Source organism: Paraburkholderia acidiphila, assembly GCF_009789655.1.
In the GTDB taxonomy this organism is placed as follows: Bacteria; Pseudomonadota; Gammaproteobacteria; order Burkholderiales; family Burkholderiaceae; genus Paraburkholderia; species Paraburkholderia acidiphila.
In genome coordinates this window covers 858623-874536 of sequence record NZ_CP046912.1, presented here as the reverse complement: position 1 = coordinate 874536, position 15914 = coordinate 858623, and the positions used below count along the sequence as shown (strand labels likewise).

The window sequence follows — 15914 nt, the reverse complement described above, 5'->3', positions numbered from 1 at the left end:
CACGCACTATCGTGTATTAATTTGCACTCCATATATTCCGAAAGAAGTGGCCGTGCATATTGGTAGCCACCCGTCTACCCGGCACGTGACTCGCCGTCCAGCAACGCTGGTACATCCGGAGCGCAATACTCGACTCCTGCACTTTCGCCGTTTGCCGCTCCAGGTCCACCTACCTCAGCGACGAGACTAACCCAACGTGTTACGGTCCCGGAGCACGATTGCTACAGTGCAGGCCTGCGGATATTTCTTGTGCCGCGCGACGTCCGGTGTGAGGACGCTATTGGCATCAACCGGGAACCACGCATGGCGCACAATGGCGCAATCGCTATCAGTGGAACACACCGCGAGGGATCTGCAGAGTTTGTTGTGAGCAAATATCTGAGCCAGCGCCACCGATCGCGGTGAATCGGAATCCATGTGCTTGACGAGCCTGCCTGCGATAGGTAGCGATCGAGTCGTCGACAATCCGTCATCGTCCCATATCTGCCGAAACACCGGGCTGGCGTTCGCCCCTCAACAGCGCATCGCGATAGATGCCAGGGCGCCCCGCCAGTTCGTGCGGCGTGCCCTCATCAACCAGCCGACCGTGCTCGATGACCTCAATGCGGTCGAAATTCTGGAGAGTTGAGAGCCGGTGCGCGATGGCCACGACAGTGCGCCCCTTCATCAGCGCGTCCAGACCCACTTGAACGAGTGCCTCCGATTCGCTGTCGAGCGCGGACGTGGCCTCATCAAGCAGCAGTATTGGCGCATTCTTGAGGAACGCCCGGGCGATCGCAACGCGCTGTCGTTGTCCACCAGACAGGCGCGAGCCCCGTTCGCCCACAATCGTCTGCAAGCCTTCCGGCAGGGAATGAACGACATCAAGGCAGTTCGCGAACTCGCACGCGCGCAAGACGTCGTCTTCTGTCGCGTCCGGGCGACCGTAACGGAGGTTGTCGAATAGCGAGCGGTTGAAAAGCGATATTTCTTGAGGTACCACGCCAATAGCTTCGTGCAGGCTCGCCAGGCTTACGTCGCACAAGCGTTGCCCCGAAATGCAGACTGCTCCTGAACCGCGCGGTGGATCGAAGGCGCGTTGCAACAGGGCGAGCACCGTGCTCTTGCCGGCGCCCGACGGCCCAACAAGACCGACCCGTTGGCCAGCATCGATATGCATACTGAAATGGTCGAGAACCGGCCTGTGGCCTGGATACGCAAAGGTCACGTTCTCAAAATCGATGTTTGTGTCACGGAGCTCGAGTGCCCGCATGCCGGCCGGCTGGTCCATCTCCCGTATCACGAGCAACGCACTCGCGGCGTCGGCAAGCCGCGCAATGTGGTGGGTCGTGTCCACGAGCGCACCTGCGAGATCACGGGCGCCATGAAGGATGGCAAACCCAAGCGAACTAACGAGCACGACATCACCCGTCGTGGCTTGTCCACGCGTCCATAACCCGATCACCCACGCAAGGAGCCCGGCGGATAGCAGCAGCGTTGCAACAGAATGAAGCAGCCGAAGCTTTTCCAGGTAGCGTAGGCTGATTTGCCGCGACCTCATTTCTTCATCGAGGATCGAGCCGAAGCGTACGCTCTCGTACTGGACCCCGACGAACATTTTCACCATAGACATGTTGCCGATCACATCGACAAGTGCGCCGTCGACTGCTGCTGCGAGTGACGCGAATTGCTGCTGTTTCGCCCGGCCTTTGCTCGCACGCCAGAACAGGAACCCCGCCATGCAGCCCGAGACGAACACGAGCGCCATCGCCATCCGGATGCTGATGCCCCCCAGGATGCCGATGGCGCCCAACATCGTGAGGAACGACGGTAGCGCGCTCCATGCGACTGTATTCTCGGTTACGTAGATCGCGTTTGCCGCGGCGGAAATGCGGCTTGCCAGCATTCCCGGCTGGATATTGGAAAAATAGGCAGGCGAGTGTCCCGCTACATAACCGAACAGTTGGCGGCGCACGTCGCCCGTCACCGCTACGAAGGTACTCACACTCAGCCAGCCGGCGAGGCGCCAGCAGAGGCCGTCAGCGATGAGCAACGCAACGATCAGCAGGAATGCCTCGAGGACAATTTCCGGATGCGCGCGCCCACCGGGCAGGGCGTCGACAAGATTCCTGAGCGCATACTGCGATGCGAGCGCACATCCGACGGCGGCAATGATGGCCAGCAATACCAGCGCGTGGGCGACGGAGTGCCCGGCGATATACTGCCAAAGCAACAGCAGGGGCTTGCGAGCGTAGCCTGCGAGGGTCGCCGCCCTCCGCCCGCGCATGCGCGACGCAGCGCGACCAACTGTCGAGGCACCGACGTCTTTCATTAGGGCTACTCCGGCGCACTGTGAACGAGGCCTTCTGCGTATCTGCGTACGGCTGCCCGACTTTCGTTGTCGCGCAGGTGCTCGCTCCCGTCGAGCGCAAATCGCATTCCTGGCGCTGCCAGAACGCGACTTCTGCCGGACCGCGAGAGTCGACCGCTTACCTTCGCGTTCTCCTTCGCCGACTTCAGAAACGCACGCCTGAAGCCAGGCTCGTTCCCGATTTCATGCCTGATACTACACAAGACGCTTCCGAACACCGCGTCGGCGTCGCGATGGCCGCATCATCGTTCAGGCACCCGATAACGCCCGCTCATCCTGGATGAGCTTCTCACGCATCTGTCGAAACTGATCCGGCGACCGCCGCCCGATTGAGTTGGTGCGCTAACCGTTCTGATGAAAACTCTCAAGATCGGCGTAGCGCGAAGCGTGCAGTCAGTTCCAGTAACCGTGCGCCCGCAAAGGGCTTGCGCAGACTGGCACGGATGGAAGATCGAGCTGGGGGCGTCGCGACCGCGGAAACAAGCACGACGGGAATAGCCGACAGTACGGGATCCAGATCGATGGCACGTGCCAGTTGCAGGCCGTCCATCACGGGCATCGTATAGTCCGTGAGGACGATATCGATCCTCTCCGCCCGCGCCAGACGCAGGGCGTGTTCGCCATCCCCGGCACACCTGACCGTATGACCCGCCGACGCCAGGAATGCGGCATTGGCCTCGAGGAGCCGCTGGTCGTCATCCACGATTAGTACATTCGCCAAGGCTGTCCTTGTCTGGCAGTACATCGACGTGCCGGTCGGCGGCGTCCTGAACTGCCTCACTGCCCTTCCAGCGCATTTCGGATTCCCGGTCAATCTAGAGGAGATCGCCTCCCAGACCTGGCGTTTCTTTCCACGGTCCACGCAGGGCTCACGGCATGGCAAATGCGCTTACGTCTTCACTCACCCCAAGGAGTAACGCAATGACTACCTTCAATCCTCAATCACCCGGCATGGGCGCCCAGATCACGGGCGGTGGTGTGGGCGCCGGTCCTGGCCCGGAAATCATGGCTGCGGCCACCCTCGACGGCAACAAGGTCATCTCGGCTGACAATGAGCATATCGGCAAGATCTCCGACATCATGCTCGATGTGCGTAGCGGCCACGTCGCCTATGCGGTTCTCTCAGAAGGGGGCTTTCTCGGCATGGGCAACACGCTCCATGCGATTCCGTGGACCGCGCTGACGCTGGACACGGTCGAAAAGTGCTTCCGGGTAGACCTGCCGGCGCAGGCGATCAAGAACGATCCGGGTTTCGACAAGGACCACTGGCCGTCGATGACCGACGTATCGTGGGGAACCCAGCTGCACGATTACTACCACCGCCGCCCATACTGGTCTGCCACCGGCTTGCCCGAGGACCGCGCCATTCCTCCCCGCGACCCGATGGACCACTAGCCCAGGCCTTGTCACTTCCCTCTCAGCTGCTTTTCGGACCATCAGGAGCACCGGTTCACACGGTGCTCTTTTCATTCACTCCAGCACTGGCGACTCTCGCGCCGCCGATCCGCTGGCCCGCTTCCAATACTTCACGTGCAAACGCGCCGGCTCGAACGCGTTCATCCGTAATCGACAACATCGGGCAGGCAATATCCTTCTGCCGGTAAATCACCTTGACGCTTTGAAATTATTTACCGGCGTATAACGCCGATTTCTGCGTTGCCCCGGGAGCGACGCCTTTGAGGTCACGTGCGCAATCACAGTTGATTCGGCCGCCTGGATTCTCTTTGTCACTTTCAATAGGATCATTTGTTCGACACCATTCGTGTTGCGCGTTCAACGGCCTGGCAATCGGGGAGGTTGCGCCGATTTGGTCCAAACCGATCGCAACCACAAGCATCCGGATTCCCGCAATCGGAGGTGGCGACCCCGTGCCCGTCGTAATTTGCTGGGCGCCGCCGTGCAATCCATCCGAAACGCCCCGTATGCAGCCGACGTGCAGTGCCCCTCGGAAAATCACCTGTTAGCTTTGGCGATTGCACTTGCTTTTCTGGAGTAAAGAGCGCAGGCTCATAGCAGTCGGTGTGTTCGGAGTCACCAGCTCCGCATCGACGTCGTGCAAGTCCTTCGGCTACCGCGGCCTCCCAAAGAGCACTATGACGATCCCGACAGCAGAATGGAGCGGTTAATTTCTTGCGCCACCCGATTGGCGTTCGCCGCACATTAATTGAGTGCTGGACGGTTGAGACGTTCCTCCAAAAATCGGCCGAATCGGGACGATTTCGATGGCTAACCAGACCCGGCGACACCCCGCGATCTGCAGGGGTGCAAGCTTGGGTTACGCCGTGATGACGACCCGATATTTGGTGCGTGCTAACGGGTGCCGAAGTACGCACGCAATCGCGGATCTCTTTTTATCTTGTTATGGAATCAACATGCGCGGACGACCAAAAGTGTATTCGGCTTCCCCTGTCACTCCGAGTGACTTTGCCAGCACGCAGAAGGCACGCGTCGCTGCCCGCGAGAGTGCCGAAAACGAGCGAGCCCAGAAGCGCCGTGATAGTGATGCCCGCCTTGATGTCAACGCCAGCAAGTGGCGATATGTCTGTACCAGCAACTAGTTCTCACTCAGCCCCCAAGTATCGACTTTGGCGTGAAGTGTGTCTGGAGGTACCGGATCAATCCACTCACGTTGTCTCCTCGCAAAATAAATCGCGACAATGTTCCCCGATAAGCCGAGAATGAGGACATGCGGCTGCTTACGCGACTGAATAAACAGGAGAAATATGATGGCAAAGAGTCAACTGCGTGGTAATCGGGAGGCAAAGAAGCCCAAGCAACCCAAAAAATTGCTGTCCCCTGCTGTAGCAGGAACGGGGCCGACACCGTTGAAAACCACTGTAACCAGCAAGCCAGAAAAAAAGAAATAACCGGCTTCCTGTGCGTACTCCCGGCAGAGTCCCGAGGGGCGCCTCGTTTCATCGCTCCACGCAGCAAGATTAGAAGATCGGATATTTGAATAAGCGTACCGCGCTGCGAAACAACCACAAGCTGGCGTGACGCCACCTCCGGTCGAACGCCTGCACGGTACCTGTCATGAGCGCGCCTGACGTGATACGAGTGGATCCGCTCCCCCCAAGCCGCGTCCCCTTCTGCGCCGGCCGTGACAACAAGGGAGCTGTAGCGGCCAGATGCTTGTCCTTCTCCGTAAGAACAGGATGAGCGATTCGCTCACACACAGTCCGCGCCCACGCCCGGGCGCAGCGACCAGAGTAAAGGGGGCAAACAATGGAATTGAGGAAAGCAAATTCGAAGGGGGTGGCTAGCGCCGCATGTCGCCAGCTTTATATGGCCGAACTGGCGCGCGGTGGTTCATACATCGCAAGCACACTGTCCGTCACCAGCGAGCGAGCCGCCGTCCTCGACGTTGTGAGGGAATTTTGTGGTCGGCACGGAAGTAACGATCTCGCCGTGTTTATGGAGTTGCTGGCGCAAATACTGGAAGGACGAAATCGCCCAACCGCCGCGAGCGTGATACGGCGCCTCGTGGCCGACACGAAACCTGAGTCCAGTAGCGCAAGCTAGTCCCTGATCTTACCGTCTCGCCTGTCCAGGATTTACCCACCGGCGCGCCAGCTTCGCGCTACCACCCGGCTAATTGGCCGTTAGCGTCAACAGAACGTCTGAATACCACGCGTGGTTGAGACCCAGGCTCTCATCGAGGTTTCCATTGTGTGTTCCCATGTCGACGGTCGACGAGTGAATGCCAAGCAGTATCCACGGGAGCGATGACGCCGCGCCGTCCGCGTGCATCGTTGCGGCGCCCGTCACCACAGGCGCGCCGCTCGTGCCGCGGTGTGTTCGCGCGTCGGTGATGAAACAACCCTTGCCTTCGAACCGCAGTCCAAACGCCGACGCAATGGCGCCCTGCCTGACGATGGGCAGATGATGCAGGGAATCGTGAAAGCCCAGCGGAAATCCAACGATCAGCACGGAAGCGCCAACGGGCATCGTGTGGCCCGGCTTCGGAAGATGTTCCGGACCGAAGGCGTCGAAGACGGCGCTCGGCGGCAGACGGTCTTTCGAGACTTCCAGCACCGCGACGTCGACGTCGCCACCGTCGTCCGACGCCTGACGCCAAAGACCCTTCCCCCCCGAATACAGAGGCAGGGAAAACCAGGTCGACGCGCCGAGGTTGTCTCGATCGACGTGGAGTTCCACCTCGATGCGATCCGGAAAATGCTCGCTGGGCGAGTCAATCAAAACGTGGCGGCTTGTAACGAGAAAGAGGCAATCGTTGCGGGTGAAAAAGAAGCCGCTCGCGTTCGTCATGTGACGCAGTTGCGCAAACGTGCGCACGCGGGCTGCACTCAGCAGAAGTGCTTCAGCAGCGGGTTTGTGCACGATGCCGGCAGTGTTTGCAGGAGGTGACGTCGGTAAGGTATCGCACGGGATTTGGCCGGCCGCAGTTCGGGTGAGCAGTTCCTCCAATGCATCGTATTGCGGCCCCTTTGGCCCCGATCTCCCCGCTGCGAGAAACGCTTCGACGGCCTCGTCGGTGACGGCTCCGCCAGACGCGGCGTTTGGCACGTGCCTGACGACAGCGGACTTACTTCCGCCGTCGCAAAACAGCCATTTATCACCGTTCGGACTGCAATAGAGTTCGATCGTGGCCATAGTCATCCCTGCCTTTCCAGTGATATCGGCATGCGCTACGAAAGCAATCGCGCGCGTCACTAGCGCCGCAGTTCACTGGCACTGTCACGACGCGAAATGCGGGGCCGCAGACGCGGCGGCACTGAACAGTCAGGGAAGAGAGAGGACAACGAATACCGCCGGGGGCGATTATTGATGAGCAGCAGTCAGATTCCTAAGTTCCTGGTCCAAGCTACGCACGACGCGCGGTACGGTCAAGACATTTCTGGTAACAGTGGCGAACTGGGTATCGTGGCACGCGCATAGGCATGCGCCAGCAGTGTCCTCTCATTAAGGCCAAATGAAGCAGATTCCGCCTGATCCCTTGCCATGACGCGTAACGCTCGCCCAGTTACGTTCATTCGACCGTGATCCTTGTTCCTTTCCGTCCATGACTCTGTAGCCACTTCACTGGGAACGTTCAATGCGATGACGTGCGTCGCACACGATAATCTTTCATTCAATATTCTGGATTTCTAATCATACAAGCCTGCCTGCACACGAAATTCATGCCCATCAATCCGGTGCACTGAATCTCAGGCTTGTAGCGAGCGTCGACATTCGCATGGTCCGATATGACGAAACGGCGCTTTCGTGATTCCACTTGTATCGCTGCGGCAATAAGCGCATGCTCGATATGGGCTATGTACCTCGGGCGCCAGTTCGATATCAGGGCCCACGTTTCCTCGTCACCATAGCAGGCATTCGATTAGTCACTCAGTAGGATCCGTCCCGGAGGGTAGATTGAAGAAAGGCGGAATGATGCTCAACTTTCCCAATCCTAGTCGAATCTACGACGCTTCCAGACGCTGCGTGTGCTTCTGGGGCTACGACAAAGCTCGTGAGATTGCTTTTCTGGTTGACAATGCGATGCTCATGAAGCTGAACCCCGAGGTGATTTCTGACGAGCCATCGATGCTTGCAACCTTCGACCACAACCGCGACAGGATTCTGGCGCTCGCGCGATCCCTCTATAACGGTGGCCCCCAGAACAGGTACACGATTTCGTGAGTGATCGGGTCTACAAGAACCAGGGGACATCATCCACGGCGCCTCAAAATATGCTAGAAGCGTATATCGCCATTACACGAATCGAACACTCCTGGTCGACCAAGGCACCCTTCGGGTCAGCTTTCCATCGGCACCAGCATTTACTTGGAACTTCGCCGATTCCGAAATCTGATCACATGCTCGATGGCACGCCTGCAGCCTCTAAAGGCAGTCCTGAAAGCCTCATCAGAGCTATCAAACGGGCCGGCGTCGTTTGCCCCCACCGCTTGATTCAGCGGGCCGCTCACCGAGAACTCCTTGTAGGTCACGGGCTCTACGATGTAGTATTTTGCCTCGCCCTTCGAGGTGAGTCTGCTTGCGACCGTTGCCCTCATTTGCCAACCATTAAATGTGTCGAGGCGTGTTTCCATAGATCCTCCCCTCGAGAGTTTGGAAGACCATCGCGAGATCGAAAGTACGATTTCCAAACCCATGGTGCGCCTAATCCCGGCCGGTCACAAGGCATATATGCGAGCGTAATGCAGAGGTCTGTCCATACCATTGAGGGCGCTAGTCGCGATGGTTCATTCACTCGGTGGGCCGGAAACGCTCCGAGCAATGGTACCCATCGATCGTGTACCGCCAATACCGCACACCGTCGCTGTCCTCGTGAACGTCGACGGTTCGCGTAGTGTCTGTAACTGCTTTTCGCCATAGCCGTCGCTGGCGTATTGATCAATCAACGTTACGGTTCAAGCGCCTGTCTCGAGAGACACCATCGCGATCAATCGAACCGGTCTCTAACCAGGATAACCGCGGGACGGCCGGATCACGATTCGGGACCAATGAGCACATCAACGGCAGCCTGACCTGCGATTTCCGCAGTGAGGTATGCCCAGCGCTGGGTGAAGGGACCATGGCGGACTGGAATAATTGCACCCTCCAGGCCGGTGCGACTGATATTGTGGCCCGTGATCTGGAATGTCACGCTGTACAGATCCTCGGCAACCAGAGTCAACGCCACGCGAATCTCGAAGCCGCGGTAGGGGATCACTCGATTCATGGCTGTGTCCACGTCAATGGTGAAGCGATGGCGTATATCGAGTTCCACCTGTATGAGCTATCGAATTGGGGGGATCTATCGATACTACCGCGCTAGTTGAAGCTTTACAGACTGCGCGCTGTGATCGCGCCCATGATGGCACGCTTGCAAACCCCGAATGCAACCTCGAACGCATCATCCGCATTTTCGAACGATGCGCTGGTGTAGCGGAATCTCGCCGGACGAACCAGTTTTGCCTTCGAAGATTCTTTGTAGGCCAGGGGCGGCACGATGTAGTAGCGCGATTTACCTGTCGTTGGCCTACTTTCGACGGATGCTGTCATTTGCCAGCCATTAAAGGTGTCGAGGCGCGTTTCCATAAATTCTCCCATCTACCGCTGGGAACACCATCGCGAGATCGAAAGTACGATTCCCAAACACATGGTGCGCCTAGTCGCGGTCGGTCACAAGGCATATATGCAAACGCTTATCAAGCAGACGTAAGACTACGTCGTACACGGGTCGCATGGCGCGGCTGGAAAGCCGCGCGGCCACTCCGCAAGTGCCGGCACGTAGGCTTGCTCAGGAGTTCCGTCATTCGCCCCTTGCCTACGGGCAGTGCATTGGTGATCCGGCGGCCGGAGACACGCGATGCCAGGCACGCCGCTCATCGAGTGTTGCCAGCATCACGCGGAAGCACATTCGGAGGTCATCGCTTATGAGCCACATAAGCCCTCCCTTTTCTTCTCCATCGGCGAGTTTGTCCGAGCCAGGCACAACAATTGCGCACCAATTTTTGTCATGCGACACAAGCTACCGGAGCTGGCATGCGATTCATTTTTCAGTCTTACCTGATCAGCACGTGCGCAAGCATCGATGCCGGGAGAATTGTCGCGAACGCGCGAATCTTCGTTCCTGCGTCAGACGGTTCATTTGAAGACGATGTCTATGACCTGTGCGTGGATGAGAACTTCGTCGATGAGGACCAAGCTTTGACGTTAGCGCGTGAGCATGCAATGAGCTGGGTCGAGAAGCACTGCGTCGACTCAATGTAGTCAGCGCGCGTTCCGTATTCAAAGTCACCAAGACGAAAGCGGTCGCGGCCCATGCGCCCCTCCAGCAGTGTTTCGCGGTTCGACAGATACCACAGCACATACTTCAATCAGCGAAGTGGGCATGAGCCATCAGATCGACACCGAAACATTGAGCAGGACGGACCGCAACATCCTGCCGTACGCGGAAACGCGCTGCGTAGACTACGCGGCCAGCTTGAAGGCACCCGCATGAAAGCCGTCGACAAAGCGCTTGGCAGAAAGCAGCCGCCTGGACCCCAACCGATTGAGTCAGGCGAGCTTCGGGCGATGCGGACGAACGGAGCGCCAGCGCAGTTTGACCCTTTCGCTTGACTACGGAACAACCCTTTTAATCCAATTTCTTATATGCCTTTGAATGAACGTTGTGCGCGCAATGGCACGTCGAAGGTAACTGCACTTCCGCAGATGACAGCGTGTATAAAGCAGACACGATACGCAGCGCGCTGGCACGTGATGCTAAACAAGCCACTCGTCGATCCGCGCTCGAACCGTGGCGTTCGCGGCCTGAAAAGCGGCTTCGGAACTAGCGAAGTAGCCACCTGCGTTCTCGACGAAGACAAGCGCCCATGTGCCGCCGTCTCGCTTTCGAACTCGCTGGCTGGAGATGATGAAGTCGTTGCCATTGACTTCCCGGACTGCGACATCGGTCTCATAGCCTTGATACAGCGCAATCCGGTGGATGTGGTGTGGCATGCACGGCTCCCTGTTGGAGTCCCATCATGCGCTCCTCCAGTGCCTAAGTACAGAGAAATGACGGGAAAAGGTAACCGCACCTCCATCGACGCCTTCGACGGGAACCAGCAGGAGGGAAATCCATGATTTGGATCGACGCTCCTGACGCGCGAAGAACTCGTCGAGCTGATGAGGCGCGTCCAACGCAGTTCGCAAGAACCGCGCAGCATGGGGATCGAGCACAAGGTGCGCGCCGATGGTCGCATCATCGTCTCGCGCGGCCCCACCCAACCGCGTGCGTCCCACTATCGTGCGAGCGCTTGTCGATCGACGCTCGCGGCTTCCTTCACCGGCGTGGCATCGTGCACCGATGCCCCATCAATTAATCAGGATACCTGACTTGTAAATAAAGAATCGCTGGAACCTCGACGGGTATCGTTGCCGAAGTGCCGCCGGACAGTCACTATCGAGTCACGCCAGATCATGGTGTAGCCGTAGATCACATGCACGTCAGGCCGTCCGCGCAAGCATCACATTTTTATCCGTGCGGGCATTGCGGTAACGCTGGAACTCTCAATGTATGACCTGATGTAGGGAAGAATCAATTTTCGACACAAGGACGAGCGGAACGGCGGCGCAACGCGAAGGGCCGCATTTCCCCGTCGTCGACGGGCGAGATGCGAATGTCGGCGATGGCCTCGCGCGCGCCAGCTACGCGGATGCGCATAGCCGGCTCACCTCCCCCTGTCCGCGTGCGCGGCGGAAGTCAGAAAACTTTCGCTGTACAAACCCCGCAATGGGCGTAGCATGAAGCCGTTGACAGTTCCACGCCCGTTCCCGGTGCCTTCCCGGCCTCCTTTTCCACCGGAATCGGGTTGTCCACGTTCATCGCGGGTAGAACAACGCGGCCGATCGTGTGGAGACCGATTTCGGTCGTTGACACCCACTTCCCTGTTACGCCGCGTGGTGTTGCGGCCTCAAAGGTTTCCCGATGCCAACCAGTTCCCGCCTTTTGGGCTCGAGGCTTACTCTCTAGTCTGTCCGCATCGTGCCGCCGCGCCCCCGAGGGTGGGCATAACTACGACAAAGGTTCGACGCCGCTGCGTGTATGCAGGAGCCGGCAAGCTTGCCCAGGGGTGCCGCGCGGCCGCGTATTCAGACTTGCGGCGACCAGGCCCTTCCAGATGCCGGAGACACGTCGCGTGCTTCGACTGCCTATGCGGAGCATCTCATCGATACGTGCTCCCTGGACACGAACATCCTTGATCAGGAGTTGTGATTCGCGCGTCGTTCCAGGCCGAAACGCATCGACTCACGCTTGCGGCAAGGCACGCAAATCACATTGGAGTTGGATATGGACAGGACTGACCTGTTGAAGTGGATTCGGCGCGACGGTTCCGGCATTGTCGACCGGTTTCTGCCGTTGGGGGCCCGGGCCGAGCTGGAAGATGTCATCCACGACGGTCGTCTCGAGGTCGACACGAATGCCTATCTGATGTTTGTGTCAATTCGCGCACTACTACTGAAGGACGGCATGACCAGCTGTGATTCGGACCGTGAGGCCGGCCAGATCATGGCCCTTCTGAACGCGTAACCCGGCCCTACTCATCGACCAAATGCTCCGCAACGAGCATGACCGCGCGGCAGCCGGGCAAGGAAAGATAATGCACTTCAATTCGACCCGAATCATCATTGACCCGACACCACGCAGGGCTGACGGCGAGTACATGGCCCATGCCCGTATCAGCTCCTGCCGTGAGGATGGGAGCGAGTACGACATTCATTCAAGTGGAGATCTTGCGGGCTTCGAGGGGCGCGAGGACGCCATTGCCTATGCGAAGAACTGGGCGCAGGAGTGGCTGGACGCGCGCTTTGGCTGAGGGGACTCACGGCATCGAAGGGCGAGGACGGTGTGGACAGCTTTGAAACCGATGGGCTTCATCAGCCGCGCGAAGCAAAGCACCGCTGAGCAAGCCCGCATCACAGCTCTCAACATGCTGGGGCAGGACGTGCGCTACGAGGGCGCTCCATTTTTCCGGACCGATCAGTACGGCAAGCGCTTCGACTATCTTGTCTGTGTGCGGCGCTCTTCTCGACCGCGTCAGGCAGGAAGTGACAAACTTCGGTGTGTCACGCGGCAGCTGTCGGTTACCTCAACACTCGAATGGGCCATTTCGCGACGCAGGCTTTATGTCGTCTTTCAGCCCATCGTCCGGCTTGCTGACAATGAATGCGAGGGCGTGAAAGCATTGGTGCGCTGGACGCTGAACGGTCGCACCATCTCGCCCGAGGTGTTTGTACGGATCGCCGAGGAAGACCATCTCATCCAGCCTTTGACAGACCTCGTACTCGAGAACACCCTCGCGCAACTCGGCCGGCTTCTGGCCGCGAATCCCTCGTTCTACGTCTCGATCAACGTGAGCAGCGAGGATCTGTGCACTTTCCGGTTCCTGAATCTGCTCACGAAGTCACTCACGGGAACCGGCATCACGCCCAGGCAGATCCGGATTGAGGCAACTGAGCGCAGTTTCATGAACGCCGATACCACGCGTGGAGTCGTTGCGGCATTCCGCGCCGCGGCGCCATCCAATCTACATCGACGACTTTGGGACCGGCTACTCGAGTCTCTCCTATCTGCAAACCTTTAAGGTCCACGTGCTGAAGATTGACAAGTCGTTTGTCGACACGATTGCACAGGATACGGCCTCGGGCATCGTCGCGCCCCACATCATCGCGATGGCTCAGGAACTGGGCGTAGAGATCGTCGCGGCAGGCGTCGAGTCTGAGCGTCAGGCGCAGTGGCTCCGCGGGAAAGGCGTGCATTACGCACAGGGCTGGTATTGCGCGAAGGCGATGTCAGCGAGCGACCTTGCCAAATGGGTTGGCAAGAACCGTGCATCGCGTAGTGCGGACACCATGCCGGCAATATAGGCATCGGTAGCGTAGATCACTGACCATCCGCTAAGGAAAAAATGCCGGATGCGCGGTGACCCTCGACACGGCAGACCCCGTGCGGCCCGGCAAACGCGCGCGCAGCTGTCGACCCTGGTGACTGGGGTAACGCGCCGGAAGGCGGTGTTTGCGGGGTGCAGGTGGCGAGGACGTCCAGCTGCGTGATGACCGGGAAGACATGCCTTTGATTGCCGGCGCAACAACCCGTCGACGCGACCTGGCGACGGCAACCCGTGCAATAGAATCGCCAAAAGGCAAAAGGCAAAAGGCGGCTCAGTTTCCAATCGGGTTGACAGATCAACCCGAACAGGAAAAGCACTGAGACAATCAAGGCGCAAGAGAATACGCAGTCAGCTCGTAGGTGTAGTTTTCCAGATGGAGATAGTTGGTCCACTGATACACGTATTTCACGATTCTTTTTGCGCTGGGCGCATACCAGTACGTGATATCGAATCTCGACGCGGAACCGCCGAGCTTCCCTTTGTTCAGTCCGTGGACCCCTATTTTGTAGGCGTTGAAGGATCCGGCGCTCACTTGCACGCTCTCGAACGCCTCGACTGTCGCGTGCGCGCTGACGACCTGATTCCATCCTGAGGTCCAGTGCCTGATATGACGAATGTCCCAGCTTTTTCCGACTGTCAGCGGAAGTTGGGCGAGGCGACATGGAGATAGCCCTTGGGAACGGAGCCCTTGTAGCCCGGCGCAGTGAAAAGAAATTTCGCACCTTTGCCCTTGTCGAGCCCTGAAGGCCCAACGTCCGCGATCGTGAACTGCCAGGCATCGACGACCTGTCCGTAGACGCTCCCGTCGGCACCGGCGGTGGGGACCTCCAGCACACAACGGGCCCTTTTCGCAGATCGGTAAATGCCGTGATGTATGGCGTCGTGCTATTGGCTGTGATTGCTTCAAGCTTCGGCGTCGCCGGCGCTGAATAGGAGATGATGTCGTTGTCCTTGACACCCAGATTGTCGAAGGCCGCCCGCCGGAAGCTGTAGATGGCGATTGCGGGCATGTTCCAGAGAACCGCTTCGAACGCGCGCTGATATTTGATCTGGTAGTCAAAGTCCTTGATCGAGACAGTCGCGCCCGCAGGAGGTTGGCCGCCCAGCGGCTCCATGGGACTCCCCGCTCCCGACGCCAGAGGCTTCTGGCGCCTCGTCGGCTACGACGTTCAGGCTGTTTCCGCCGGCTGCAAAGCCTGCGACTACTGCCATGCTTACGCGGTGAAAGTCTCTACGTGAAAATGTCATCGTTATGCCCTCTGAGGGTGCGGACAGCCCGTTATGCGCCAGGAATCTCGTTGCAAGTACACAGTCTTGAAAGAATCAGATAATTCCAAACAACTGGCCATTAGGGTAAAGGGCAACGACGTTACCCTTTGGGGCAATATCACGCGCGTTGCAGGGAAGAAGAGAGGTCCGCGATCCACGGGCTCCAACGCGCACTGCCAGGGATGCCTACAAGCAGTCGGCGCCGTCGAGCCAGGATAGAGTTCATGAAATCGCGAATGAAGTGACGAAATCCTCACAAGATGGTTCGTCGGATCAATCCTGCAGCTGGGAGAAAACATGGACGCAGCATCGTGGGATATTGTCGAAGCGAGCGGGCGCTATAAGTGGCTAGTGTCGTTCGGCTCCATGACACCCGCGCCGTTGAGCGTGAGGGATTCAGCTGTGTCGTTCGCCACGCGCGACGAAGCTGAAAAAGACCTTGGCGCCTTCCTCAACCTTGAGCCCAGGAGCGACGGGACCTTCGTTCGTTCAAAGACCGACATTGACGAGCTTTTGGCAGCCGCTGTCAGGGGGCGAACTCATTGCGAGGGGTTATGGTTTGCCAAGGTTCAATGGCAGGAGCCCGATGAGGTTGGATGTAACTGGCGCTTCAGCAACTTCCGTGAAGACGTTGCCGGCTGCGTCGGGCTAGTCCTGTCCGAAATCGACTCATTGAGACGGATGTACCGCATCCCCGACAGACGACACGCGTTGTTGCGGCGTTTGCTCTCCTGATTTCGAAGATAACTAGCCCAGAAAGGTTTGAGAGGCCTGTTCAGAAAGAAATGGCGGTTCAACACCGGAAACCGGCCATGAATGGACTTGTTCACGACTGGCTGTCTCGGGTCGACTACAGGCACCCGTATAAGCCAGCAAGCCGGCCAGTTGCAGCCCCTCGCTCACGGATCAGC

General features: G+C 58.5%; 15 protein-coding genes and 1 pseudogene. 9 read left to right on the top strand and 7 right to left on the bottom strand.

Annotation, left to right across the window (positions count from 1 at the left end; translation table 11 throughout):
- Nucleotides 1–469: 469 nt before the first annotated feature.
- Together FAZ97_RS34100 and FAZ97_RS34095 are read right to left on the bottom strand one after the other, a co-directional pair.
- Nucleotides 470–2311 carry an ABC transporter ATP-binding protein gene (locus FAZ97_RS34100; RefSeq protein ID WP_158763138.1) on the bottom strand — a complete coding sequence of 614 codons (1842 nt, stop codon included), beginning with the start codon at nt 2309–2311 and terminating at the stop codon, nt 470–472.
- Nucleotides 2312–2714: 403 nt separating this feature from the next.
- Nucleotides 2715–3053 (bottom strand): response regulator, encoded by a 339-nt coding sequence (locus FAZ97_RS34095; protein WP_233271956.1) that lies wholly within the window; start codon nt 3051–3053, stop codon nt 2715–2717.
- 218 nt (nt 3054–3271) lie between these two features.
- Between FAZ97_RS34095 and FAZ97_RS34090 the strand changes: the two genes are divergently transcribed.
- Nucleotides 3272–3745 carry a PRC-barrel domain-containing protein gene (locus tag FAZ97_RS34090; RefSeq protein WP_158763136.1) on the top strand — a complete coding sequence of 158 codons (474 nt, stop codon included), beginning with the start codon at nt 3272–3274 and terminating at the stop codon, nt 3743–3745.
- Nucleotides 3746–5941: 2196 nt separating this feature from the next.
- On the opposite strand, the gene FAZ97_RS34085 is transcribed toward FAZ97_RS34090, so the two are convergent.
- Complete coding sequence (locus FAZ97_RS34085) at nt 5942–6964, bottom strand: S1 family peptidase (RefSeq protein ID WP_325073257.1); 1023 nt, start codon at nt 6962–6964, stop codon at nt 5942–5944.
- 777 nt (nt 6965–7741) lie between these two features.
- Between FAZ97_RS34085 and FAZ97_RS34080 the strand changes: the two genes are divergently transcribed.
- Nucleotides 7742–7993 (top strand): DUF1488 family protein, encoded by a 252-nt coding sequence (locus FAZ97_RS34080; protein WP_158763401.1) that lies wholly within the window; start codon nt 7742–7744, stop codon nt 7991–7993.
- A gap of 808 nt (nt 7994–8801) precedes the next feature.
- On the opposite strand, the gene FAZ97_RS34075 is transcribed toward FAZ97_RS34080, so the two are convergent.
- From FAZ97_RS34075 to FAZ97_RS34065, 3 genes are all read right to left on the bottom strand, one after another.
- Nucleotides 8802–9035: a hypothetical protein gene (locus FAZ97_RS34075; protein ID WP_158763134.1), complete on the bottom strand. Its 234-nt coding sequence runs from the start codon at nt 9033–9035 to the stop codon at nt 8802–8804.
- Between the two features lie 104 nt (nt 9036–9139).
- Nucleotides 9140–9394 carry a hypothetical protein gene (locus FAZ97_RS34070; RefSeq protein ID WP_158763133.1) on the bottom strand — a complete coding sequence of 85 codons (255 nt, stop codon included), beginning with the start codon at nt 9392–9394 and terminating at the stop codon, nt 9140–9142.
- A 1170-nt stretch (nt 9395–10564) separates the two neighbouring features.
- Nucleotides 10565–10801 carry a hypothetical protein gene (locus FAZ97_RS34065; protein ID WP_158763132.1) on the bottom strand — a complete coding sequence of 79 codons (237 nt, stop codon included), beginning with the start codon at nt 10799–10801 and terminating at the stop codon, nt 10565–10567.
- 141 nt (nt 10802–10942) lie between these two features.
- Between FAZ97_RS34065 and FAZ97_RS34060 the strand changes: the two genes are divergently transcribed.
- From FAZ97_RS34060 to FAZ97_RS35660, 6 genes and pseudogenes are all read left to right on the top strand, one after another.
- Nucleotides 10943–11179, top strand: a complete 237-nt coding sequence (locus FAZ97_RS34060) for a DUF4224 domain-containing protein (protein WP_267904768.1) — start codon at nt 10943–10945, stop codon at nt 11177–11179.
- 14 nt (nt 11180–11193) lie between these two features.
- Nucleotides 11194–11509 (top strand): annotated as a pseudogene (locus tag FAZ97_RS35745) (translation initiation factor IF-1).
- Nucleotides 11510–12134: 625 nt separating this feature from the next.
- Nucleotides 12135–12374 (top strand): hypothetical protein, encoded by a 240-nt coding sequence (locus FAZ97_RS34050; protein WP_158763130.1) that lies wholly within the window; start codon nt 12135–12137, stop codon nt 12372–12374.
- Nucleotides 12375–12444: 70 nt separating this feature from the next.
- Nucleotides 12445–12660: a hypothetical protein gene (locus FAZ97_RS34045; RefSeq protein WP_158763129.1), complete on the top strand. Its 216-nt coding sequence runs from the start codon at nt 12445–12447 to the stop codon at nt 12658–12660.
- Nucleotides 12661–12711: 51 nt separating this feature from the next.
- Nucleotides 12712–13428, top strand: a complete 717-nt coding sequence (locus FAZ97_RS35665; RefSeq protein WP_267904767.1) for an EAL domain-containing protein — start codon at nt 12712–12714, stop codon at nt 13426–13428.
- Nucleotides 13331–13711: an EAL domain-containing protein gene (locus FAZ97_RS35660; RefSeq protein ID WP_267904759.1), complete on the top strand. Its 381-nt coding sequence runs from the start codon at nt 13331–13333 to the stop codon at nt 13709–13711. Before FAZ97_RS35665 ends, FAZ97_RS35660 begins: the two co-directional genes overlap by 98 nt.
- Nucleotides 13712–14370: 659 nt before the next feature.
- Here FAZ97_RS35660 and FAZ97_RS35305 read toward each other — a convergent pair.
- The gene (locus FAZ97_RS35305; protein WP_233271955.1) at nt 14371–14568 is read right to left on the bottom strand and encodes a DUF1254 domain-containing protein; all 198 of its coding nucleotides are present in this window, start codon (nt 14566–14568) and stop codon (nt 14371–14373) included.
- A gap of 732 nt (nt 14569–15300) precedes the next feature.
- Between FAZ97_RS35305 and FAZ97_RS34030 the strand changes: the two genes are divergently transcribed.
- Nucleotides 15301–15738 carry a hypothetical protein gene (locus FAZ97_RS34030; protein WP_158763128.1) on the top strand — a complete coding sequence of 146 codons (438 nt, stop codon included), beginning with the start codon at nt 15301–15303 and terminating at the stop codon, nt 15736–15738.
- Nucleotides 15739–15914 lie beyond the last annotated feature (176 nt).